This window comes from Myxococcus vastator (assembly GCF_010894475.1).
In the GTDB taxonomy this organism is placed as follows: Bacteria; Myxococcota; Myxococcia; order Myxococcales; family Myxococcaceae; genus Myxococcus; species Myxococcus vastator.
This window is the reverse complement of the sequence record NZ_JAAIYB010000083.1, coordinates 1-23,512: the sequence shown is the minus strand read 5'-3', so window position 1 is coordinate 23,512 and position 23,512 is coordinate 1. Positions and strand designations below refer to the sequence as shown.

Genomic DNA, 23,512 nt, shown 5'->3' with positions numbered 1-23,512 from the left:
CAGGGGGACGTTGTGGGGCAGCGCCACCCGCGTGCGCCGCTGCCAGCCGCGCCGCAGCCACTGCACGTTGTCCAGCACGACGAAGGTCCCCGCGCGGGCCAACTGCTCGTGGAAGTCCACCCACGGCAGGTAGTGCGGCTGCTCGGCGACCACGACTCCAGGGATGCCCGGCACGCGCGGAGGATAACGTCCCGCCGCCACCCCGTGGCCACCCGTTTGCCCGCCGTCCCGCACGTTCCAGCGGGCATGGGGTGTACTTGACCCCAGCGCTCCGGATGCTCCCGGCTGGAAATGCCATGCTGCAGAACCGTAGTATTTTACAGCCCGTGTGTTTGGGGCCACGGAGCAGGGCGACTGGATGAAGTTCCTGTGTCTCACCACCGATGCGCGGCACCCCGTGGCGGAGGAGCTGCGGCGCCAGGGCCAGGCCGTGCTCATCACCGCGGACCTGGTGGAAGCCGGCGCGGCGCTGGGGCACGGGCCCATGGACGTACTGGTGGTGGACGCGGCGGACCTGGCGGAGGACGCGCGCTGGCTGGACACGCTGCGGACGCGGGCCCGTCCCGAGGAGCCGCTGGTGCTGGGACTGGCGCGGGAAGGCACTGACGCGGCGCTCGAGCCGCTGCTGGCCGCGGGGGTGGACGAGTTCCTGGTGGAGCCCTTCACCCCGGTGCAGGTGCGCGCACGGCGGGTGTTGCTGGAGCGGCGGATGGCGGCGCGGCGTCAGCGGCAAACGTCCGAGGCGGAGGCGCGGGGCGAGCTGTCGCGGCTGGCCTCCATCATCCAGATGCAGGCAGACGTGTCGATGGCGGGCTACGGGCTCGACGAGCTGATGCGGCTGCTGTGCGAGCGCTCGCGGGTGCTGTGCGGCGCGGATGGCGCGGCGGTGGCGCTGATGGAGGAGGCCACCGAGGAGGTGAAATACCTGGTGGCCACCGGCAGCCTGGCGCCCTTCATCGGCTTCCGGCTGAAGGTGGAGGGCAGCCTCACGGGCATCAGCCTGCTGAGCGGCGAGGTGATGCGGACGGATGACTCGGAGACGGACGTCCGGGTCAACGTGGAGGCGCTGCGCCACGTGGGCGCGCGGTCGATGATTTGCGTCCCGCTGTGGCGCGAGGGCCGCCCGGTGGGCGCGCTCAACGTCACCAGCCGGCGGCCGAACGCGTTCGAGGACCGGGACGTGCGCACGCTGGAGCTGATGGCGGGCCTGCTCGGCGCGGCCATGGGCAACGCGGCCGAGGCCCAGGCGCGTCAGGAGTTGATGGCGCAGAACACCCTGGCGATGGGCGCGCTGGAGGAGTCGCAGGAGCTGTTCGCGTCCTTCATGGACAACATCCCCGCGGTGGCCTTCATGAAGGACGAGCAGGGCCGCCGCATCTGGGTGAACGCACGCTACAGCCGGTTCTTCGGCTACCCGGTGGGCGTGGACATGTCCCACGTGGCCGACCTGGAGCTGATGCCCGCGGCCTCCGCCGAACAGTCGCGCCGGGACGACGAGGCGGTGCTCGCGTCCGGGAAGCAGAGCATCTCCGAGACGATGATTCCCGCCCTCGACGGCACCGAGCGCCACTGGCTCACCTACCGCTTCATCGTGCGGGAGCGCTCGGGGCGGCGGCTGCTGGCGGGCGTGGCGGTGGATGTCACCGACCGCAAGGCGATGCAGGCGCAGCTCGTGGTGTCGGACCGGCTGGCGGCGGTGGGCACGCTGGCGGCGGGCGTGGCGCATGAAATCAACAACCCGCTGGCCTTCGTCCTCTCCAACCTGTCGTTCCTCGCGGGCGAGCTGCACGCCCTGGCGCGGGAGCTGCCATCGGGCCGCATGGGGGAGCTGGAGGAGGTGCTGCGTGAGGCCACCGACGGCGCGCACCGCGTGCGGCAGATCGTCCGGGACTTGAGGACCTTCTCCCGGGGCGATGACGAGGTGGCCACCGCCGTCAACGTGCAGGCGGTGCTCGAGTCGGCCATCACCCTGGCGCGCAGCGAGCTGAAGCAGCGCGCGCAGTTGGTCCGCGACTATCGCGAGGTGCCGCTGGTGGAGGGCAACGAGGGCCGCTTCGGACAGGTGTTCCTCAACCTGCTCATCAACGCCGCGCAGGCCATCCCGTTGGGCCGTTCGGAGCAGCACGAGGTCCGGCTGACCTTGCGGAAGGCCGGGGACCGCGTCGTCATCGAGGTGCGGGACACGGGCGTGGGGATGCCGCCGGAGGTGCGCGCCCGCATCTTCGACCCCTTCTTCACCACCAAGCCGGTGGGCGAGGGCACGGGGCTGGGCCTGTCCATCTGCCACGGCATCGTCACCGGCTTCGGTGGAGACATCTCCGTGGAGAGCGAGGAGGGGCGAGGCAGCACCTTCCGCGTCTCCCTGCCGGTGGCGCAGCGCGCGAAGGAGCCGGTGGCGCCGCCGCTGCGCATGCCCCTGGTGGGCTGAGCTCAGCGGCGGAACACGGGCGGGAAGACGCGCGGGGCCTTCTTCTTGCGCAGGCAGCGCACGTCCGCGTCCATGTAGCAGGCGGAGAAGGCGCGGCGGCGCAGGCCGGGGCGCCCGCGTCCGGAGCGGTGCCAGAGGTGGTTGTGGACCAGGAGGGCCTCGCCGGCGCGCACCGGCAGGGAGATGGCGCGGGCTTCGGCGTCGGCCGCCGCCACCGCGTCCGGAGGAACCACCCCGCCCAGGGGCGTCACCAGGCCGCCGCGGTGGCTGCCCGGGATGACCTCCAGACAGCCGCCGTCCTCGGGGGCGTCATCCAGCGCGGTCCAGAGCTGCAGCTCCGGCTCCTGGGTGAGCCCCCATAGCCGGCCACCATCCTGGTGCCAGGGCAGGTTGCTGCCGCCGGCCTGTCCCTTGTGGAAGAGGATGGCGCGGTAGAGGACGATGTCGCCGGGGATGCGGGCCCGGGCGAGGCGCTCGAACAGCGGGTTCTCCAGCCACGCCAGGAAGCGCGGGTCCTTCTCCAGCTTCTCCAGCTTGCGGTAGTCCAGGGAGGGGCCCTGCCAGCCCAGGCCCAGGGGGGCGTCCTCGTAGCGGCCGGTGGTGGCGTCCGGCTGGAAGAAGAGGCCCGGGTGGACGACCCGGCCCAGCATCAGGTCGTCGGCTCGCTCGCGCAGCGCGTCCAGGCCCTCGTCCCCCAGCACGCGGCCCAGCTTCGCGTAGCCGTGCTCGGCGTAGTGGGCCAGGGCAGGGCGGATATCGAACCGTTCCACGTCGACGCAAAGCATGGCGCCCCCTCATACCCCGGCACGAGCCCGTCAGGGCAGGTTGATGCTTGCGCCCCCGGCCCGGGCGCCGCATGGTGGGAGGTGGCATGCCCTACCGTCGCACCACGCGCTTTGTGACTGCCCCGGATGGTACCCGGGTCGCCTGGCATACCCACTTCGGCAACCTCCGGGAGGCCACCGCCGACTCGGAGCTGGCGGCCCGCCCCACGGTGCTGCTGACGAACGGGATTGGCTCCTCGGAGAACTTCTGGCGCTACCTGGTGGCGAACCTGGAGCAGGACCACCGGGTGGTGCACTGGAACTACCGGGGCCACGGCAGCAGCGATGAGTCCCTGGCGGACGGGTACCAGATTCCCGTGCACGTGGATGATTTGGAGCGCGTCACCGAGGCGCTGATGGCCCGGGGGGACGGCAAGCCGCCGCACCACGTGGCGTTCTCCATGGGCGTGCGCGTCCTGCTGGACCTGTACCGGCGGCGGCCGGACCTGGTGCCGTCCATGACGCTCATCGCCGGGGCGCCGGGTGCGTTCGGCTCGGGGGTGGACACGGCGGGGGCCCGCGCGTTCCTGTCCGCCGCCCGGGGCATGCTCAAGCTGGCCACGCCCACGCTGCCGCTGGCGGCGCCCGTGGCGCACGCGGTGATGGCCAGCCGCTTCGCCTATCCGTTGGGCCGCATGGTGGGGGCGCTCCGGGCCCGGGCGCCTCGGGCGGACATCGACGAGTTCATGCTCGCCCTGCGCCGGATGAGCCCCCGCGCCTACTGGTACACCCTCCGGGGCATGGTGGAGGGCCACGCCTGGGACGTGGCCAGGACGGTGCAGGTGCCCACGCTCATCGTCGCCGCCAGCAACGACCTGCTCGTCCCGCTGGGGGAGATGGAGCGGATGCGTGACGTGATGCCACACGCACATTGGATGCGGGTGGATGACGCGGGGCACGCGGGCCTGCTGGAGGCCGGGTCGGAGATCGCCGAGGCCGTGCGCGTCTTCCTCGTGGACCACGGGTTGGAGCCGCCCCACGCAGTGGGGGAGCACGCTCCGGTGCCTCCGGTTTAGCGCCTGGAGCGGCGTCGTGTCCTGGGCCCTTGAGGCGGGTCAAGGCGCTGCGCGTCCGCCAATCTCCGGGAACCGCTCATAGGCCCGCAGGAGCGCGTCCAGGTGAGCGGGGTTGTCCAGGTCGAGCGGCGCGTCGGTGAGTTGCACGACCCACCCGCCCGATGTCGTGCGCCGTGCTCGCGAGAGCAGCTCGGCGTCACGAGTCGGGTCCGGGAACCCGATGGCCTGCGCGGCTGCGGCAGACCAGTAGTTCAGCCACCCGAGGAAATGCGGAATCTCATCGGAACGAAGTTCCTCTGGGAGTTTGAGGAAGGGCAGACCGTGGGGCGGAGCGGGCGACTCATCCCCCGGGTGGCGAAATTGCTGAGCCACTGTCACGGCTATCCCCTCCGGATCCACGTACCCCCAGAACGCGCGAGCGCTGTCGCCTGTTGTCGCCAACACCTCTACCGCCGCTGCGATACCGGCTTCGTCGAGTGGCCAGTCCGCATGGACCTCAAAGCGTGGCCGGCTTCCGGGGGCAATCCGCCCTGGGCTTTCCCACCCGGCAACCGTCACCACATGCTTCTCATCATCGTTGCACAGGAACGGCAACCCTCCGTCTGTTCTGTTGGCCTCGACCCATTCATCACGATGGGGTAGTTCAATGAGTTCCTCTGTTTCAGAGCTCGTCCATCCCAGCCGCAAGCCGGGAACAGCACTTTCCATTCCATGAACAATGGCAAGAGGACGACCGTCGTCGCCGACAATCGCAGGTGCGTAGACGGCAAGGCGTAGGTGTTTTTTCGTTGTTGCCATCTCAGCACCAATCCATGACGACGACATTGAGGGAGCGGTCCAGTTCAAGCAGCGCGGCTTTGTGCGCGGCGCTTCGCACACCAATGGCAAAGTTGTACCCGCATGCTTCTGCGAGTCTTTTCTCGCGCTTTATCTCCGGCAACTTCACCTTGGCGAAGAACCTCTGAGAGCGAAGAGATTGTATGTCGAAGTCATCAGTCTTGACTTCCCATAACGTGCGCGTGGCAAGCACCAGTGCGTCGAACTGCTTGCCGTTGACAAGCACATCCCAGCCGGGGACGCTGTTGTTCCTGATTGCGTCAGCGCACCGGTTGTGATTGTCGTTTCCGCCTCGGTGCGACACTGGGACCGGCCTGCACTCGGGATGTCGCTCGCGACCCAGTGGCTCGGTCGGCACCGGGGGGAACCCATCCTGCCCCGCTGGCTCGGGCTTCAGCTTGGGGTTGCGTTGCGCTTCAGCTTCCCGGGATGCCACCTTCGCTCCTCGTGAGGCCCCTGCCTCCTCGGGGTAGGCGTGGCGGAGCGCATATGCATCCAGTTCTTCCTTGATGGCGACGGCGACCACCACCACGCCAAGGACGATGACGGCTCCGACAACGATTTCAGGAGCCACCAGGACGCAGAGCCCGACGCCCATGGCCCCCGCGCCAGCGGAGGCGACCGCGCATCTTCCCTCAGTGTCGTGGAACTCGAGCCTGTCATGGTCGAGGGCCTGATAGCACCGCTCAATCAGCACGGGCCAAGGCTGGGAAGCCTCGCGAACAACGCACTGCCCACCGTCCGTCCAGGGCAGCGTCGCCGCTCGCTGGAGGTTGGCGATTCTCTGGCTTCGAGTTCCCCGCGCGCTGGGCGACGGTGTCGACGTCGCGCAAGCGGAGAGAAGAAGCAGGAGTCCGATGCAAGCGCGAGAACGCATGACCATCGCTCTTCCACCAAGGCAAGGCGCTCCGGGTCCGGGATGGCCCATTCTGGAGTATGCCAGCGCGCGCTGATGACGCGGGGACTCGGTACGTGCCCGTTGGCGAGGGATGCGCTTCGCCGGGGCGGGAGGTCCGTGGTTTGTTGCGGCGCATGGCACTCCCCGCGCTTCACTACGCCCGGCGTCCCGCCTTCGCCGCCACCTGGCCCACCGAACTCCTGGACGTCATCACCGCGAGGCTCGCGGACGAGGTGCACGCCCAGGACCTGCGCGTCATCGTGCTCGCCCCCACCCAGGACCGGCTGCGCGTGGGCGTCTGGCTTGGCACCGAGTGGGACAACTACCCCTACGTGACGGGAGACGCGGCGGCCGCCGGCTTTGTCTCGCTGACGCCGTGGCTCGACGAGCTCGACGCGTTGTCCCGAGGTGAGCGGACGCTCCCCACGCCCGAGGACTGGACGCCGCTCGCGCCGCTCCACTTCCGCGATGAGGCGCGCAATGCCTCCTTCCTGGCCTGGTGGCTCGAGCTCCACCGCGCCCTCGTCGCCAGCGCCATCGAGCTTGGCACGCGCCTGCTGGCGGAGCGCTTCGAGCAGCCCGTCGGCGTTTTCGTGTCCATGGACGGAACCGAGGCCCAGCTCGTCTCCTTCTGTCACCCCCGAGGCGCACCCCTCTGGCCCGTGCAGGAGCACCGGAAGGAGCACGGCTACGGCAGCGTCTATCCGCGCGCGTCCCTCGAAGGCGACACGCTGGTCCTCTTCTACCCAGAAGGTGAGGGTGAAAGCGGCGGGCCGCCCGCCATCCGCTGTTGGTCCCATGCCCAGGTCGTCCAAGCCCGCGCGGACCGGAAGGAACTGCACGTCACCGCGCGCTTCAAGGGCGAGGACTTCGATGTGCGCTTCAGCGCGGGCCACACCCACCCCCGGTTCGGAGGGCCGACGCCGCCCGCCATCATCAACGCCTTGCTCGGGTTCTTCAGGGCCAGCGGCGGGCTCGATGCTGGCGACGTCGCGCCACCGCTGCCCGCGAGCGCCGAGGAGGTGGCGGCCACCCTCGCCGCGCTCCCCACCGCCCATGAGCAGCTCCGGTACGTCACCGGCCTCGCGCGTGTCGTCAGCCTCGAGCGGCTGCTCATCCTTCTGGCGGGCCTCGAGGTGGCCGCGCCGACGCGTGGGGCCCTCCAACGCGCGCTTGCCGCGGACGCGCTGGACGCCGGGCAGTGGGCCGCGGTGCTCGCCCATTTCGAACAGCTCGCCGAAGAGGACCGCTCATCCTGGATGGAGACACGGGCCCTCACCGGGCTTGGGCGCTGGGAGGACGTGCTGCGCGTGGCCAGCAATAATGCCCTCCCGGAGCGGGCGCTGGCGCTCGGTGCACTCGGGCGCCTCGACGAGGCGCTGCCCCTGGTCGACAAGGACAGAGCCGGGAGTGACGCGTTGGCGGTGCTCGCGCTGCTTCAGCAGGCGCATGCGCCGGAGCAGGCCTCCGCCACGCTGCGCGCCGCCCTCGCCGGAGGGGTCCGCGAGCACCTGCTCGTTCACGTGGAGGCCTCGCCGGGGCTGAGTCCCCTCCTGAAGGCGCACCGGGACTTCGAAGCGGCCGTGCGCGCCAGCCGCGACGCCTGCGAGCGGCTCGACCTCTCCCCGCTGAGGCTGGAGCCGGCGCGGATCCTCGCCGTCGAGCCCGCAACGCGGGCGCTGATCGCGCCGCTCGAAGATGCCGACGCGGAGTCCAAGCGTTCGTACTTCCTCGCGTTCGTGGAGCGCCCGGGTGGAAGCTGGTGGGGGGCCGACAGGGAGGGCACGCTGCGCGAGTACCGCGCGGACGGGGGCGCGAAGACACTCGCCACGTTCAGCCCCCGCATCGAGGAGCTCGTCGCGCTGGAGGCCGGGGTCGTGGCGGCCGTGGGCTCGACGCTCGTGCTGCTGGATGCGGCGGGTCAGGCGCGAGCGACGCTCCAGAGCCCCCGCTCCGGGGACGGCCCCATGGCCGCGCAGGGCGCGCTCCTGGCCTGCGCGAACGGCGAGGCGCTCAACCTCTACCGCGCCACGGGCGACACGTTGCAGTGGCTGGCCCCGCTCGCCATGCCTGGCCACAGCGCCATTGGCCAGCTCGGCTTCACCGGGCCTGGACAACTGCTCGTCACCGCCGGGCGGCACCTGGTCCTCTTCGACGTGAGTGAGCCCACGCGACCGGTCCCCCTGCGGCGTTGGATTGACGACGTGGACTTCGAGCTCGTCTCCACGCGTGAAGGGGCCGCCGCGCTGACCCGGGGGGAGTGGGTCTGGCTGGTGGAGGTGGGCGAGGTGCTGCGCGGCAAGCACAAGCTGCACCTGGGCGCCTCCCCGAAGGCCGCGGCGAGCGACGCGGCGCCATGGGCCTTCTCGGCGCGCGGCCGAGTGGTGGAGGTCTCCGGCGCAGTCGCGCGCGAGGTCTTCCTGGTGGGCGCGGATGGCTCCCGCCTCGGCCCCCGGGCCCTCTCCCTCAGGGGCCGCCATGGCACCGCCGTCACCCATGACACCGTGCTGCCGCTGTCGTCCGTGGAGCTCGACACGGCGCCCTTCACCGCGCACGTCGAGGCCCTCCTCCCGCGAGTGCGGGAGTGGCTGTTCGGCCACCTGGAGGCGTGGGCGCGCGACGGCGTCCGGGCCCCCGCCGGTGGGGGGCACGCGCCCCTGGGGGGTCTCGTCCTCTCCTGGATGACGGGGCTGTGGGCCGGCCTGCGCGGCCAGCCGCCCTGCAGCGTTGTGTCCCTGGGGTATGACAACTCCGGGGAGCTGCCGCTCAAGGGGGTTGGGACGCCACCGCCGGCCCTGGTCGCCCCCGCGTCCTCCATGGCCGCGGAACGACAGACGCGGGCGCTGGAGGACGCGCGAGAGCAGCGCGCCATGCACGAGCAGCTTCGGGTGTGCCGCGCGCTCCTCCGTGAAGCCGCGGCGGCCTTCGCGCACCGCACCTCCGCGCGGACCTTCTTGCTCGCGCTCGACACCGAGGATGGCCTCGAGGTCCTCGACGTCCTCCCGGGAGGGGGCGCGGCGCTGCCCCTCCGCGCCGCGGACGCGCCGCGCGCCGAGCGGACGCTCCGGGAGCTGCTGAGCGCCGCGGATGCGGGCCTGTCGATGCCGAACCTCGTGGCCCGCGCGCGCCGCGACGCCGCCGTCCGCGCCGACGTCCTGGCCCTCTTCGAGCAGGAGGGGCTCGAGGCCGCCGGCCGGCTCTCACTCGAGCTGCTCGACGTCGACCTGGAGGGCTGCGCGCGCGCGTGGCTCGCCGTGGCCGCGCGCGACGTTCACCAAGGACTCCCTGGCCTCATCGCCCTGGCCCGGCGCGGCCACGCCGGGGCCCGCGCGCGGCTGCTGAGCCTCGTTGATGCCAGCGACACCCGTCTGGCGCTCCAGGCGCGCGTGGAGCTCGGCCGCGCCGACGAGGACGCCACGGTGCCCCTGCTGGAGCGCTACCTCGCGTCGCCTGGGGAGGTTGACGAGGTGCTGGCGCGTGCGCTCGCGGACCTGGGCGACGCGCGCATCGTCCGCCTGCGCGCCGCGCTCGAGTCCGCGTGCGCGCGACAGGGCGCCGAGACGGACAGGCTCCTGCTCCCCCTGGTGCGAAGTGGCTGGGCTCCCGACGAGGAGACGGTGAGGGCCGGCAACGAGGCCCGCCTTGACGAAAGCGAGTTCCTCGCGAGTGACTTCGGCGACGACGCGCCGGAGGGCTCGGCGAGCGCGGTGCGGCACTGGACGGCGCAGCGCATCGCCAGCGCGGTGGCCGCGGCGGGCCCCCTCTGGCCCCAGGAGGTCCCCCTCGAGTCGGACCGGACGGGTTGGCAGCGCTTCTTCACGCTCGCCTGGCCGTACTGGGAGTCCCGTGGGGTGCTTCCCAGGCTGTACGAGCGCCTGGCGAAGTGTGAGCAGGAGGCGGACGCGGAGCTGGCGTACCAGTTGCTCTTCCAGGGGCTGTTGCGCGGAGACCCACGGGGCGCCGAGTTCGGGCGGGCGCTCGCCCGGAACACGGCCCACGCGAGCCGCCACGCGGAGACGACGCGACTGGCCACGTTCTCGCGCCTTCAGTTCGGCTGGTCCCTGGTGAAGGCCAGGCGCCTGACGGAGGCGCGCCAGGTGGCGGACGCCGCGCTCGCCGTCGCGCCCGAAGATGGACAGGTGCGCTTCTTCGACGCGCGCGTCGCCTGGCTCGAACGCGATGACCCCACCGCGGCGCTGGAGCGCATCGAGCCGGCCCTCCGCGCCGCGCGTGACTCCGTGGGGCGCGCCCGGCTGCTCAACCTGTACGGCGCCGCGCTCGACGCGCTGGGCCGCCACGCGGAGGCGCTCGACTGGTTCCACAAGGCCTTCGCCGCCAACGAGACGTCGGTGGACGGACACACCGGCAAGACAGGTGACCCGGAGATGTCCCACGCGATTCTGTCGAACATCGCGGAGATGCACTGGAGGCTGGGCCAGCGGGAAGAAGCCCGGCGTCACGCCGAGCAGGCCGCGCGGCGGGGCTCCACGACGGAGATCGTCATGGAAATCCTCGCTGAGAAGCGAGCCTGACGGCCGGTCCGCGCCGCCTCCCGTCGGCCCTTGCCTCCGCCGGGAGGATCAGACGCCGGGTTCGGGTCCAGTGAAAACGGAAACTGCCGCCCGGATTGCGTCGCGGGTGACAGATATGGGATGCAGGGGGCTCTTCAAGATTCAACGGAGACCCTTTGCCCATGTCCTGGTCCTTCCAGCAATTGCTGGCGCCGCTGTCCGCGCTGCTCCTTTTGATGTCCGCATGTGGCGACGACCCTGAAGTCCGGCCCGTTTGCGGCAATGGCGTCGTCGAGGCCGGCGAGACGTGCGACGACGGCAACCGGAACAACGACGACACCTGTGACAACTCCTGCCGTCGTCCCACCACGGACGACGCGGGCACGGGCGAAGAGGACGGCGGCATCGTCGAGGACGACGCGGGCACCGGCGAGGACGACGCGGGCACCGGCGAGGACGACGCGGGTACCACCGAGGACGCGGGCACCACCGAGGACGCGGGCACCACCGAGGACGCGGGCACCGGCGAGGACGCGGGCACCGGCGAGGACGACGCGGGTACCACCGAGGACGCGGGCACCGGCGAGGACGACGCGGGCACCGCTGAGGATGGTGGTTCGGGTGAGGACGACGCGGGCACCGACCTGGACGGTGGCCCGGGTCCTGACCTCGACGCCGGCACCGACGCGGGCACGGGCGAGGATGACGCCGGCACCGACGCGGGCACGGGCGAGGACGACGCCGGTACGGACGCGGGCACGGGTGAGGACGACGCCGGCACCGACGCGGGCACGGGTGAGGACGACGCCGGCACCGACGCGGGCACGGGCGAGGATGACGCCGGCACCGACGCGGGCACGGGCGAGGATGACGCCGGTACGGACGCGGGCACGGTCCAGGTCGCGCTGGACAGCTTCGGTCCGACGGGCACCTTCGCGCGCTCCGGCACCACGGGGGCGACGTTCCCCGAGGCGCTGACGGTGCGTCTGCGTGAGGACGCTCCGGCGGAGGTCTGGGTGGAGGTTGCTTCGTCCAGCGCCGTGCTGAACGTGCAGGGTGGCCTGGTACGCATCGCCCCGGGTGAGCGCTCCGCCACGGTGCAGGTGACGGCGGACCTGGCCGCGGATCCGGAGACGGACAAGGCGACGCTGACGGCCACGCTGGGCAACGACACGCGCGAGGCCACGGTCCGGGTGCTCGCGGTGGATCAGGCCGCTGAGCTGTCCACGCTGTCGCCCGAGGTCATCTCGGTGAGCGCGGGCCAGACGCAGGGCTTCACGGTGGAGCTGGACGTCCCCCCGGCGCAGGACACGGTCATCCAGCTCGCGCTGGAGCCCGCGTCGCTGGGCACGGTGCCGGCGACGGTGACGGTGACGGCCAACAGCCTGTCCGCCAAGTTCGACTTCACCGCGGGCAGCGAGGGCGGCGAGGGCCAGCTGGTGGCCGCGCTGAACGGTTCGTCCATCGCGGCGGCGGTTCAGGTGAGCGGCGGAGGCAGCAGCACGGGCCACATCGTCATCAGCGAGGTCGCGCCGCAGGGCCCGGGTGGTGCCGGCGATGAGTTCATCGAGCTCTACAACCCCACGTCGAGCCCGGTGGACCTGAGCGGCTGGAAGGTCCAGTACAAGTCCGCGACGGGCACCGCCGGCTACACCGGCAACTACTCGCTGCCGGACGGCTCCATCATCGCGGCGCGCGGCTACTTCCTGGTGGGCGCGGGCGCGTACTCGGGCACTGGCGCCACGGGGCGTGACGTGAGCTGGGGCACCAGCTTCGCGATGGGCGCTGGCGGCGGCCATGTGCGCATTGGCTACCCGGAGCTGCTGGGGAGCGACCCCATCGACTCCGTGCTGGTCGTGGACACGGTGGGCTACGGGAGCACCGCCAACCAGCCGGAGGGCAACCGCATCCCAGGCTCGGCGCCCGCCGCCGGCAGCTTCGAGCGCAAGGCCTCGGCCACGTCGACCGTGGAGTCCATGGTGGACGGCGCGGACGCGCTGCTGGGCAACGGCCACGACTCGAACGACAACGCGGCGGACTTCATCATCCGCCCGACGCGCCAGCCGCAGAACACGTCGAGCGCGGCGGAGCCGTAGCAGTCCGCCCCTACCGCCCGTGTGTGCGGTAGGGGCTGGTAATGCCGCACGGGGCGGGCCATAAGCCTTCCCCGTGCGAGTCGTTTCGTGGAACGTGAACGGACTGCGCTCGGTGCACCGCAAGGGCTTCCTGCCCTGGCTCGCGGGGTGCCGGGCGCAAGTCGTTGGCCTGCAGGAGGTCCGCGCGCGCGCCGACCAGCTCCCCGACGAGGTGCGCTCACCGCCCCGGTGGAAGACGCACTTCGTGGCGGCGGAGCGGCCGGGCTACAGCGGCGTCGGGCTGTACAGCCGCCTGGAGCCCGATGAAGTCGTGACGGTGCTCGGCGTGGGCGAACTGGACGTCGAAGGGCGCCTGCAGATTGCCCGCTTCGGCAAGCTCACCGTGGTGAACGGCTACTTTCCCAACGGCAACGGGAAGGACCGGGACCTCAGCCGCATCCCCTACAAGCTGACCTTCTACCGGCGCCTCTTCGAGCGGCTGGAGAAGCCCCTGCGCGACGGTGGCCGGGTGCTGGTGATGGGCGACTTTAACACGGCGCATCAAGACCTCGACCTGGCGCGGCCCAGGGAGAACCGGGAGACGAGCGGCTTCCGGCCCGAGGAGCGCGAGGAGTTCGACCGGTGGCTCCGCGCCGGCTGGGTGGACACCTTCCGCCACTTCAACAAGGGTGGGGGGCACTATTCGTGGTGGAGTCAGCGGTTCGGCGTTCGGGAGAAGAACATCGGCTGGAGAATCGACTATGTCCTGGCCTCGCCAGCGGCCATGACCTACGTGCGCAAGGCTGGCATCCACCCGGACGTGCTCGGCTCGGACCACTGTCCGGTGAGCGTGGATCTGGACCCCGCGGTTCGCTGACGCTTGTTCGAGGCTCTCATGAACGCACTGCTCTCCATCTGGACGTGGATCGAGATTGGCCTGGTGGCGCTGGTCGGCTTCTGGGTGCAGCTGTCGCTGGCCATCCTGACCTGGGCCTTTGACCGCAAGCGCCACGTGACGGGGCGCTGCTTCCGGCTCATCGGCGTCACCGCGGCGAAGCTGACGCCGTTCTGGCGCTTCGGCGTGCACGGCCCGGTGCCGGACAAGCTCGCGCCGAACACGGTGGTCGTGAGCAACCACGAGTCCAACGCGGACCCGTTCCTGATTTCTCACCTGCCGTGGGAGATGAAGTGGCTGGGCAAGGCCAGCCTCTTCAAGATTCCCGTGGTGGGCTGGAGCATGTGGATGGCGGGGGACATCCCCGTGAATCGCGGCGACCGGGACTCGGCGACGGGCGCCATGGCGAAGTGCCGCCAGTGGCTGGCCAAGGGCATGCCGGTGATGATCTTCCCGGAGGGGACGCGCTCGAAGACGGATGACCTGCTGCCCTTCAAGGACGGCGCGTTCCGGCTGGCCATTGAAGCGCAGGCGGACGTGCTGCCCCTGGCGGTGAGCGGGACGCGGCGGGCGCTGCCGAAGCACTCCTGGCGCTTCGCCACCTCGCGCGGCCTGGTGACGGTGGGCACGCCCATCTCCACCAAGGGGATGACGCTGGCGGACGTGGAGACGCTGAAGAACCTGGCCCGCGAGCAGATCTTGACGCTGCGGGCCTCGCTGATGCCGCTGACGCGCACCGGCACCGAGCCGGCCGTGCCTCCGGGGCCGGCCAGCGCCGCGTGACTCAGACGTCCTGCTTGTCGCTGTCGTCGACGATGTGGCAGCCGGTCTCCTCGTCGAGCGCGTCTTCAATGAAGCCGCGCACGATGTCCCGGCCGCCAATCTCGAAGGACAGGCTGACCTTGTCGCCCTTGACCGCCTCGTCCTGATCCACCTTCAGCCGTCCCCCCAGGGCGATGGCGTCCCCGTCGACAGTGGCGCCCTTGTGGACGCGGACCTCTCCGCCCAGAGACACCGCGCTGCCCGTCACCCGGGCACCGGCTTCGACGATGACGCGGCCCCGGATGGCGACGACGTCCTCCACCACCGCGCCCTTGCGGACGATGACGTTGCCCTCCACGGCGACGCCGTCCTTCACCTTCTCACCCGCTTCGATGATCAGGTCCGTGCCCTGGACGGCGCGGCTGCCGTCCTTCGACTGCGTGGCGCACACCACCTTCCACTTCTGGGGTGGCTTCGCGTCGTCCTCGGCGAGGGCAGGGGTGGCGAGGGTGAGCCCGAGGGCCAGAGCGGCAAGGGGGGACGAGCGCATGCGAGGCTCCTGTGAAAGCCGTGACACCGCTGCATACGCGCCCGTCCGGAAACGATTTCGTGCACAGGCCCGTCGCGTTCCCGGCGTGCTGCTTGCACACTTCAATTCCCACCCTCCACCCGGGAACACGTCCTGTCCGCCACGCCCCTTCGAGATGACGACGCCCGTGACTTGAGCATCTGGGGCTATGCCCTGGGCTACTTCGTGGCCTATGCCCCCTACAGCGCGCTGACGAAGGCGCTGTCCGGAGGCGCCTTGCCCGGCATGGGGCAGGGCATCTCCGGCTTCACGCTCCTGCCGGTGAGCACCGCGGCCTCGCTGGTGGGAATGTTCGCCTTCCTCACGTGGATGCGCTGGTGGCGTCACGCGGGGCACCGTCAGGTGCTGGGCCTCCAGGTGCCGGTGCCGGGGCGGTGGACGCTGCTGTCGGGGTTCTGCTCAGCGGCCATCATCGGCACCACGACGCTGGCGTACACCCTGCCGGGGGCGTCCATCGTCTTCATGATGCTGCTGATGCGCGGCGGCGTGCTCGTCCTGGCGCCGCTGGTGGACGTCCTCAGTGGACGGCGGGTGCGCTGGCCCTCCTGGGTGGCCTTGGGCTTGAGCTTCGCGGCGGTGGCGGTGGCCGCGGGCTCGTCGGTGAGCCCCACGCTGACGCTCCTGGCCACGGTGGACGTGGGCGTGTACCTGGCGGCCTATTTCTTCCGGCTGCGCGCCATGAGCCAGCTGGCCAAGTCCGGCGAGCGTGAAGTCTCCATCCGCTACTTCGTGGAGGAGCAGATGGTGGCCACGCCGGTGCTGGTGGGCACCCTGGCGATGCTGGCCCTCATGGGCGGTGACGGCGTGCTCGGGGACATCCGCGACGGCTTCACCGGGGCCTTGTCGCGAGGCCACCTGGCCTCCGAGGTCGCGGTGGGGTTGCTGTCGCAGGCCACCGGCATCTTCGGCGGCCTCATCCTCCTGGACGGGCGGGAGAATGCCTTCTGCGTGCCGGTGAATCGCGCGTCCAGCGTGCTCGCCGGGGTGGTGGCCACGGTGGTGATGTCTGTCACGCTGGGGCAGCCGGGCGCGGGGGCCCTGGAGCTGGTGGGCGCCGCGCTCGTCGTCGCCTCCATGGCGGTGCTGGCCGCGCCCACGGTGCTGGCCGCGCGGCGGAAGGCAGGGGAGCAGACCGCTCCTCCGGTGGCTTCCGCCCCAGGGCCGTGACGCGCGTCAGCGCGGTTTCTGCTCGGACAGGTGGATGGTGAGCACCGGGCAGGACGCGCGGGCGACGACCTTCTGCGCCACGCTCCCCAGGAGCAGGCGGGGGAGTCCGCGCCGGCCGTGGGTGCCCATGACGATGAGGTCGCATTGGTCCTGCTCGGCGAGGTCGAGGATGGTGGTGGCCGCCTCACCCACGACGATTTTCTGGCTCAGGGGGACGCCGGGTGGCTCACCCTGGTTCACCTGCGCCGTCAGCTCCTTCGTCGCTGTCTCCACGGCGACGTGCTCCAGGGATTGGGAGTTCCACCCAGGCGCGGCCACCAGCAGGTCGGGCGCCACGTACTGGGGCGGCTCCCAGGCGTGGACCACCTCGACCGACGCCTTGAAGGACCGCGCGAGCTTCACCGCGTAGTCAATGACTTCCCGGGAGCCATCCGACAGGTCCACGGGAACGAGGATTCGGGAAACAGTCGCCATGTCTTCTTTTCTGGGCATGGCCCGCTCCATATGGAAGCGCCGTGCCAGCGCCTCGCCGGCTGGCCGCTGGCCAGGCGTGCAAACCTTGCGGGGGGAGCGGCAGACCGCGCAAGGCATGCGCAGGATGGGCACCTCAACGAACGGAGGATTTTGTCATGCGTCCTCTCCCCATCGACCAAGGGACCGTGCTCATCATCGGCGCGGCTCGGGGGATTGGCCGGGAGCTTGCCCGGCTGCTTGCGCGTCGCGTTCGGACCCTGGTGCTCGTGGACCGTGAGGCCCAGGCCCTGGAGCCCCTGCGCGAGGAACTGCTGCTGCACTACCCGACGCTGGGCGTGCTCGTCGAATCCCACGACGTGTGTGATCCCCGGCAGGTGGACGCGCTGCTCGCTTCGCTGGGGGCGCAGTTCGTCCGCGTGGACGTGCTGGTGAACAACGCCTCGGAAGGCGACCAGGGGCTGTATGCCCAGGAGGGCTGGGCGCGTGTGGAGGCCATGCTGCGCGCCAACGTCTGGGCGCCGGCGCTGCTGACGCACCGGTTGCTCAAGCCCATGCTGGAGCGGGGGCGGGGCGGCATCCTCAACATCGGCTCCGGCGCGGCGCAGCTCATCCTGCCGGGCTCCGCCACCTTCGCCGCCACCCAGCGCTTCCTGGATGGCTTCACGGAGGCGCTGCGCCTGGAGGTGGAGGGGCAGGGCGTCACGGTGACGCGCGTGGCGCCGGGGCCGCTGTGGGAAGCGGGCACGGAAGGCACGGAGTCCCTGGCGCCGTTCTTCCACCTGTCGCTGGAGCGCTGCGCCCGCGAGGCGCTCGCCGGCTTCGAGCGCGGCGAGGCCCTGGTGTACCCGGGCCTGGGGCACCGGTGGGTGATGCGGCTGCTGCCAATGCTGCCACGCGGGCTCAAGCGGAGCCTGGGGCGGATGGCGCTGCGGAGCCTGCGGCGGGAGGCGTTGCTGCTCCCTGGGCAGGCCCCGAAGACGCTGCCGCTGTCGGGCGAGCCATCACCCGCGTGACAGGCGTGGCTCGACGCTAGAGGCCAATCTCCGCCAGGCGCGCCTTCACGCGCGTGGCCTTCACGCCGGAGTTGGCCGTGCCGCGCCCTTGCGAGTTGCCGCCCAGGCCGTAGTGGTGCAGCCCCACCACCTGGTGCGAGGAGGAGGACAGCACGGGCGAGCCGGACGAGCCGCCCAGCGTGTCCGCGTTGTAGGACAGGTCCGTGGTGCTGTAGTTCGCGTTGAGCACCACGCCCGGCGAGGACTTCTTCGTCGGCGTGCAGCCGCTGGACGTGTAGTAGTCGCAGTTCTGGTGGACCACGTAGATGCTGGAGTTGGTGGCGGCGTTGGCGCTGGCCACCGTCAGCCAGCCGTAGACGTCACCCGGGAGCTGGCCGTTGGTGGCCGTGCAGCGCAGCGCCGTCATGTCGTCGCCGGCCCAGGTGCGGATCATCGTGCCGCAGTTGTACCAGACGCGCGCGCTGGAGCTGACGCCGTCCTCGTAGTTGAAGGACGCGCGCGCGCCGGAGGCCTGGGAGCTGCTGCCGACGCAGTGGTTGTTGGTGATGATGACGTCCCGCGACACCAGCCACGCCGTGCAGCGCGAGCCCACCGCCGGAATGGACAGATAGCCCACCGCGCGCGAGCGCGTGCGCTGCGTGCCGGACAGGGTGGTGGCGCTCACCCAGTTCACCGTGCCCACGATGACGTTGGACTCTTGCGACTGCAGCGGCTCCTGGCCGTCCGCGTTGGGAACGTCGAGCGGTGCTTCGGTACCGCAGGCAGACAGGGCTCCCACCAGGAACAGCGCACGAACGCTCTTCGGGAACATCGGAACACCTCCTCGCGCTGGATTGCGCGGCGAGGCGCCAAGGCACGCGCCGTGCCATGCCTCCACCCGGAGCCCCCTCACTCGGAGCGCGCACCGCGCCGACGTGCGCGACTGGTGCGTCCCTGTCCCGGCAACCGGGTTGCTGGTGTAAAGGGGTTTCACGATCCCGCCGGGGCGGTCAGTGAAATTCGTGATTTGCGAGATTATCCGGAGGTGACGCGGTCCGGGTCAATCCGTTCCCCCGCCGTTGTCTCCGGCCAGGACAGGCTCTGGAAAAGTACAGGGCCTCAGCCGATGACCATGTCCTCGCGCTCCAGGGTGCCGGAGCCGAAGTCGCGCGAATGGCCCGCCGCGTCGGAGTAGCGCCGGAGGTTGAAGCGGGTGAAGAGCTCATCGGACTCGCCGGTGGCCATCCACTGGGCCATCCGCTCCGCGACGGCGGGGGCCATCATGAAGCCGTGGCCCACGAAGCCTGACATCTGGAGCAGGTTGTCCAGGCCCGGGGTGCGTCCCAGGATCGGGTTGTTGTCCGGCGTCACGTCGTAGCAGCCGGCCCACTGGCGCAGCACCTTCACGTGGCCAACGGCGGGCAGCTGCTCCATCAGCGCCTGCGCGAAGCGCGACACGAAGCGCAGGGTGCTGCCCATGTTGAGGCCCGCGGGCTCCTTGGCGTCGCCCATGCCGCCCACGATTTCGCCGCGCATGGACTGGCTGAAGTACAGCCCGCTGTCGAGCACGGACACCAGCGGCGTCAGGAAGGGCTTCAGCGGTTCGGTGCTGAGGATTTCGTGCCGGTGCGGCTCGTTGGGCAGCTTCACGTCCAAAAGCTTCGCCACCTGGGGGCTCCAGGCGCCGGCGGCCAGCACCACGGTGTCGCAGGCGATATCCCCGCGCGTCGTCTTCACCTTGCGCACCTGGCCGCCGCTCGTTTCGAAGCCGGTGACGTCCGTGTACGTCTCCACGCGGACGCCGCGCTTCTGGCAGCCCTGCGCGTAGCCCCACAGGAAGGGCCAGGGGAAGATGACGCCGTCCTCCGGATTGTAGGACGCGACGAGGCAGTCCTTCATCGTGAGGCCGGGGACGATGCCGCGCGCCTCGTCGGGGGTGATGAGCCGGGTGGGGACGCCGAAGCGGTTGTGCAGCGAGACGTTGCGCTCCAGCCGCTGGGCCACCGGCTTCGTCTTCGCCAGGAAGATGTAGCCCCCCTGGCGCAGCCAGACGTTGATGCCCAGCTCGCGCGCGAAGCCCTTCATCAGGTCGATGGAGCGCTTGGCCAGCTCCACCAGCGAGGGCGTGCCCCACTGCATGCGCACGCCGCCGCCGTTGCGGCCGGACGCGCCCGCGCACAGGTAGCCGCGCTCCAGCACCACCACGTCCGTCTCACCGGCGCGCGCCAGGTTGTACGCCAGCGCCAGGCCCATGATGCCGCCGCCGATGATGACCACCTTCGCCTTCGCGGGCACCGGGCCCTCCGGGCGCAGCGCGGCGGGGAAGGCGTCCACGTCCTGGGGCAGCCCGCCCACGGGCGGCTGGGACTCGTCCACGGGCGCGGAGGCCAGCAGCCGCAGCTCGGTGGGGTAGAGCGGCGGGCGCGGCGTGAAGGGCACCACGGCCGCGGGCTTGAGCGCCTTCTCCTTCTCCAGCAGCGCGGCCACCGCCGCGCTGCAGCTCTTGCCCTGGCAGATGCCGGTGCCGAAGCCGGTGTAGCGCTTCACCGACTCCACGTCGCAGAAGCCCCGGGACACCGCGTGACGGATGTCGTCGACGGTGACGTCTTCACAGGAGCAGATCATCGCCTTGCTCATGACAGCCCTCCCACCAGCGCCTGGGCCGCGCGCCGTCCGGCCGCCGCCGCGTCCTTCGCCGTGCCTCCGCCCGTGACGTCCCCCGCGGCGTACACGTCCGGCGCATGGGTGCGTCCGTCCGCGTCCGTCTCCACCACGAAGAGCCCGCGCTGCGCGTCGAACGGCACCTTCGCGCCGCCCTGCCGCGCCAGCTCGAAGCTGGGGCTGACGGGGACGGACACCAGCACCGCGTCACACGACACCTTCTCCCGGCCGCCGCCCTCGCGCGTGTAGCTGAAGGCGCTCACGCCGCGCAGGCCATGGGCCTTGGGCTCGCCGCCGCGCACCGCCGTGGCATGGGCGCCCGGCGGCGGCGAGTCCCGCAGGTCCACCACCGCCACCACCTTCGTGCCGCGCTCCTGGAGCAGGTTCGCCAGCGCGTGCAGCTCCGCGCCCCAGCCCACCAGGGCCGCCGTCTGGGGCGCCACGTCGTAGCGGCGCAGCAGCAGGCTGGCCGCGCGGCCCGCGTAGACGCCGGGCAAGTCGTTGTTCTCGAAGGGCAGCGTGGGCGGATGGCCGCCGGGCGTGAGCAGGAAGCGCTCCGAGTACACCTTCACCAGGCGCGGCGCGTCCGCCTCCCAGGTGCCCACCGCGAGGAAGCGCCCCGCCTCGTCGTCATACAGGCCCAGCGCGGTGGCCCGCGTGAGCACGCTGCTGGGGGAGATGCGGTGGACGTCGTCCAGGCTGGGTCCGCCGGCCTCCGGCGCGCCGTTCGCGAGCCGGCCACCGAGCGCGTCGTCCCGCTCGATGAGGAGGAAGCCCACGTCCCGCTCGGTCAGCACGCGCGCCGCCGCCAGGCCCGCCGCGCCGCCGCCCACCACCGCCACGCGGGTGCGCACCGTGCGCGCGGGCGCCGTCACCGGCGCGGGCGTCCTGGGCAAGAGGCCCAGCCCCGCGAGCTGCCGCGCCACCTTGGCCATCACCTGCTCGGCCACCGGCACGCCGGCGAACATCTCGTGGTGGTCCATGCCCTTGGGGAAGAACCAGTCGATGCTCTCGAAGATGTCCACCTTCGCGGAGGGGTAGGCGTTCTGCCGCTCCAGCTTCATGCCCTCCCGCGCGGGCGTGCGGCACGCGTAGACATTGGGCACGCCGTCCACCCGCATCAGGCAATGCGAGCAGGCCCCGGCGAAGCAGTAGGGGCCTCGCGGCCGGTGGTACTTGATGGAGCGGGCGAGCATGGGCTCACCCGCGGCAATCAGCGAGCACGCCACCGGCTCACCTTCGATGGCGGGGAGGCTCTCGCCCTCGAGGTCCACGGTGATGGCCCGGCCGCGCGGCGGTACGTCGGGGAGGCGTCGCATATGGGTGCGCGCAAAATGGCTTAGGCGGACCGGGCGGTCAAAGCCTCTGAAGGCATGACGCGGTATGCCCAACACGCCTGGCTGACAGGCGCGGTGATGGCGTGCCCGAGCCTGGCTAAGGCGCACACCGTAAAACGAGCGGGGACCGTCCCGGGCCGTGGGCGCCCGGGACAGTCCCCGTGAAGGCTCGCGTCAGTGCGTGACGCGCCGGGCAAAGCACCCGGCAAGCCCTGTCAGACAGGCTGCTCGGTCGAGGGGATGATGGGCTCGGGCATGCCCTGCGGCCGGTGCCCGAAGCGGGTGCGGACCACCGCGCCCAGGGCCATCAGCCCGACCAGCGTGGTGAGGATGGGGCCGACGATGGGGAGCGCGCCCACCACCATCAGCACCAGCAGCCCCAGGGCCAGCACCACCGCCTGCGTCTTCCGGCCCCTGAGGACGGGCAGTCGCGTGCCCAGCTCACTCGCCACCGCCGCGTAGCCGAGCGCCGCCGCCACGGGGGCCGCCATCCACAGCACCAGCGCCACCGGGATGCCGATGATGGTGATGCACAGCACCACCGTGAGGGGAAGCATCGCCAGCAGTCCCACGAAGCCGGTGAGCCCCGTCTGCACCGGCTTGCGGCGCACCTCCTCACCCAGCTGCTTCATGCGCGCGGGGAAGAACATCTGTCCCAGGAAGCCGAGCCCGAAGAGCACCGCGAAGGTGAGGATGAAGCCCGCCAGGCCCGCGCCGTCATCGTCCCGGTCCCTCCGGTCTTCGGAGGGGTCCTTGGCTTCCTTCACGCCCTTCTTGATTTCGCTGGCCACCATGCGGCCAAGGCCCGCGCCGCCGAAGGACTCGATGCTGCCTTCCACCTGGGCGTCGTCGTCGCGCTCCACGGAGCCGCCAAAGGCAGACACGTCGCCTTCCACGCGTGCGTCCGGCCCCAGGATGACGTTGCCGCCGAAGGCGTGGGCGTCCCCGTCCACGCGGCCGTGGACCTCCAGGTTGCCGCCGAAGGCGACCGCGTCATCCCGGACGTGGCCGTTGACCACCAGGTTGCCGCCGTACACCACGGCGCTCTCCACCGCCTGGCCTTCCTTCACCTCCAGGCTCTGTCCGCGCGCCACCACGTCGCGGCTGCCCTTGCGACGCACGGTGCGCCGCACCTCGTCGCGGGCCCGCTTCATCTCGTCCCGGGCGCGCTTCATTTCCTCCCGCGTCTCCTCGGCGAACTCGCTCGGGAGGTCGGGAATCGGAGGGATGGGCGGTGCCGCCATCACGGGCGGGGCCTCCGGCGCGGGCGGAGCGCTGGGCGCGGTTGGAGCCTCCGGCGCGGGCGGGGCCTCCGGCGCGGCGGGCGCGACGTGGGCGTTGGCCGCACCCGATTCGGCGGCGTGCCTCTCCTGCGCCGTCATGGGCCGCAGCGTGAAGATGGTGCCGTCCTGGTCCAGCCGCAGCGAGTAGGCGCGGGCCACGGTGCGCAGGGCCTGGTTCGCCGTGACGCCGCGCAGGTGGACCTCGGCGGGCACGTCCAGGTCACCGGTGACGACCAGGTTGAGGCCGCCCTTGTCGGCGATCGTCTTGAGGGCGTCGCGCAGGGTGCCGCGGAAGCTGATGTCGACGGTGCTCTTGGCGGGAGCCGTCACGGCGGCCTGGGGCGCCGTGTCCTGGGCAAGCGCCAGGGGGGCGCCGAGCAGCAGAGCGGGGAAGAGGATTCGAGAGAGGATCTTCATGGTTCGCTCACGCTTCGGAAGGAGAGGGACCGGTGCCGACGAGCCGCTTGAGGCCGTACAGCGACGTCAGCAGGAGGAAGGCGAGGGAGCAGGCCACCGTCAGGCCCGCGGTGCTCCACAACGCGTTGGCGCCGCTGAGGACGCCTTCGACGAAGGGCCGCCCCTGCACCAGCACGGAGGCCAGCCCGGTTCCCAGCCGGCCGAGCGCCTGGTCGCTCATCACCAGGTAGCCCAGCCCGCCCAGCATCGACGTCAGCAGGATGGCCAGCCCGGACCAGACCTCACGGCGCCGGGGCACGGGTTCGGCGGACACGCGCGCCATGACGCTGGCCACCAGGGTGGGCGG

Annotated in this window: 19 protein-coding genes; 8 read left to right on the top strand and 11 right to left on the bottom strand. The window is 71.2% G+C overall.

All coding sequences use genetic code 11. The features are described 5' to 3' along the window. On the bottom strand, positions 1 to 174 hold a 174-nt coding region (locus tag G4D87_RS11195; protein WP_205507535.1), incomplete at its 3' end, for a WbqC family protein. 184 nt (positions 175 to 358) lie between these two features. Here G4D87_RS11195 and G4D87_RS11190 point away from each other — a divergent pair. Further along, positions 359 to 2,428: an ATP-binding protein gene (locus tag G4D87_RS11190; RefSeq protein ID WP_240358192.1), complete on the top strand. Its 2,070-nt coding sequence runs from the start codon at positions 359 to 361 to the stop codon at positions 2,426 to 2,428. Between the two features lie 2 nt (positions 2,429 to 2,430). Here G4D87_RS11190 and G4D87_RS11185 read toward each other — a convergent pair whose 3' ends face one another. Next, a complete protein-coding gene (locus G4D87_RS11185; protein WP_163781744.1) occupies positions 2,431 to 3,213 on the bottom strand; it encodes a phytanoyl-CoA dioxygenase family protein in 783 nt (260 codons plus the stop codon). Positions 3,214 to 3,299: 86 nt separating this feature from the next. On the opposite strand from G4D87_RS11185, the gene G4D87_RS11180 reads away from it, so the two are divergent. Then, a complete protein-coding gene (locus G4D87_RS11180; RefSeq protein WP_163781742.1) occupies positions 3,300 to 4,268 on the top strand; it encodes an alpha/beta fold hydrolase in 969 nt (322 codons plus the stop codon). Between the two features lie 39 nt (positions 4,269 to 4,307). Here the strand turns inward: G4D87_RS11180 and G4D87_RS11175 are convergent, their stop codons facing one another. Then, complete coding sequence (locus G4D87_RS11175) at positions 4,308 to 5,066, bottom strand: DUF5953 family protein (RefSeq protein ID WP_163781740.1); 759 nt, start codon at positions 5,064 to 5,066, stop codon at positions 4,308 to 4,310. Between the two features lies 1 nt (position 5,067). Continuing rightward, positions 5,068 to 5,982, bottom strand: coding sequence for a DUF6310 domain-containing protein (locus tag G4D87_RS11170; RefSeq protein WP_163781738.1), 915 nt, complete (start codon positions 5,980 to 5,982; stop codon positions 5,068 to 5,070). A gap of 155 nt (positions 5,983 to 6,137) precedes the next feature. On the opposite strand from G4D87_RS11170, the gene G4D87_RS11165 reads away from it, so the two are divergent. From G4D87_RS11165 to G4D87_RS11150, 4 genes are all read left to right on the top strand, one after another. Beyond that, a complete protein-coding gene (locus G4D87_RS11165; RefSeq protein WP_163781736.1) occupies positions 6,138 to 10,535 on the top strand; it encodes a tetratricopeptide repeat protein in 4,398 nt (1,465 codons plus the stop codon). A 161-nt stretch (positions 10,536 to 10,696) separates the two neighbouring features. Beyond that, the gene (locus tag G4D87_RS11160; protein ID WP_163781734.1) at positions 10,697 to 12,610 is read left to right on the top strand and encodes a lamin tail domain-containing protein; all 1,914 of its coding nucleotides are present in this window, start codon (positions 10,697 to 10,699) and stop codon (positions 12,608 to 12,610) included. Between the two features lie 73 nt (positions 12,611 to 12,683). Beyond that, complete coding sequence (locus G4D87_RS11155; RefSeq protein WP_163781732.1) at positions 12,684 to 13,466, top strand: exodeoxyribonuclease III; 783 nt, start codon at positions 12,684 to 12,686, stop codon at positions 13,464 to 13,466. Positions 13,467 to 13,484: 18 nt separating this feature from the next. Beyond that, positions 13,485 to 14,267 (top strand): lysophospholipid acyltransferase family protein, encoded by a 783-nt coding sequence (locus tag G4D87_RS11150; protein WP_205507533.1) that lies wholly within the window; start codon positions 13,485 to 13,487, stop codon positions 14,265 to 14,267. Position 14,268: 1 nt separating this feature from the next. On the opposite strand, the gene G4D87_RS11145 is transcribed toward G4D87_RS11150, so the two are convergent. Beyond that, entirely contained in the window at positions 14,269 to 14,796 is a 528-nt protein-coding gene (locus tag G4D87_RS11145) for a hypothetical protein (RefSeq protein ID WP_163781729.1), read from the bottom strand. Between the two features lie 171 nt (positions 14,797 to 14,967). Here G4D87_RS11145 and G4D87_RS11140 point away from each other — a divergent pair, with 171 nt between their 5' ends. Further along, positions 14,968 to 16,002: a hypothetical protein gene (locus tag G4D87_RS11140; protein WP_240358191.1), complete on the top strand. Its 1,035-nt coding sequence runs from the start codon at positions 14,968 to 14,970 to the stop codon at positions 16,000 to 16,002. A 6-nt stretch (positions 16,003 to 16,008) separates the two neighbouring features. Here G4D87_RS11140 and G4D87_RS11135 read toward each other — a convergent pair whose 3' ends face one another. Further along, entirely contained in the window at positions 16,009 to 16,476 is a 468-nt protein-coding gene (locus tag G4D87_RS11135; RefSeq protein ID WP_163781749.1) for a universal stress protein, read from the bottom strand. 155 nt (positions 16,477 to 16,631) lie between these two features. Here G4D87_RS11135 and G4D87_RS11130 point away from each other — a divergent pair, with 155 nt between their 5' ends. Next, positions 16,632 to 17,489, top strand: a complete 858-nt coding sequence (locus tag G4D87_RS11130; RefSeq protein WP_163781727.1) for an SDR family NAD(P)-dependent oxidoreductase — start codon at positions 16,632 to 16,634, stop codon at positions 17,487 to 17,489. Positions 17,490 to 17,505: 16 nt separating this feature from the next. Here G4D87_RS11130 and G4D87_RS11125 read toward each other — a convergent pair whose 3' ends face one another. From G4D87_RS11125 to G4D87_RS11105, 5 genes are all read right to left on the bottom strand, one after another. Next, positions 17,506 to 18,300 (bottom strand): trypsin-like serine peptidase, encoded by a 795-nt coding sequence (locus tag G4D87_RS11125; RefSeq protein ID WP_163781725.1) that lies wholly within the window; start codon positions 18,298 to 18,300, stop codon positions 17,506 to 17,508. Between the two features lie 287 nt (positions 18,301 to 18,587). Next, positions 18,588 to 20,105: an FAD-dependent oxidoreductase gene (locus G4D87_RS11120; protein WP_163781723.1), complete on the bottom strand. Its 1,518-nt coding sequence runs from the start codon at positions 20,103 to 20,105 to the stop codon at positions 18,588 to 18,590. Beyond that, a complete protein-coding gene (locus G4D87_RS11115; protein WP_163781721.1) occupies positions 20,102 to 21,448 on the bottom strand; it encodes a 2Fe-2S iron-sulfur cluster-binding protein in 1,347 nt (448 codons plus the stop codon). The genes G4D87_RS11120 and G4D87_RS11115 overlap by 4 nt, the downstream gene beginning before the upstream one ends. 233 nt (positions 21,449 to 21,681) lie before the next feature. After that, complete coding sequence (locus tag G4D87_RS11110) at positions 21,682 to 23,166, bottom strand: DUF8173 domain-containing protein (protein WP_163781718.1); 1,485 nt, start codon at positions 23,164 to 23,166, stop codon at positions 21,682 to 21,684. 7 nt (positions 23,167 to 23,173) lie between these two features. Then, positions 23,174 to 23,512: hypothetical protein (locus G4D87_RS11105; RefSeq protein ID WP_163781716.1), on the bottom strand; the 339-nt coding region annotated here is incomplete at its 5' end.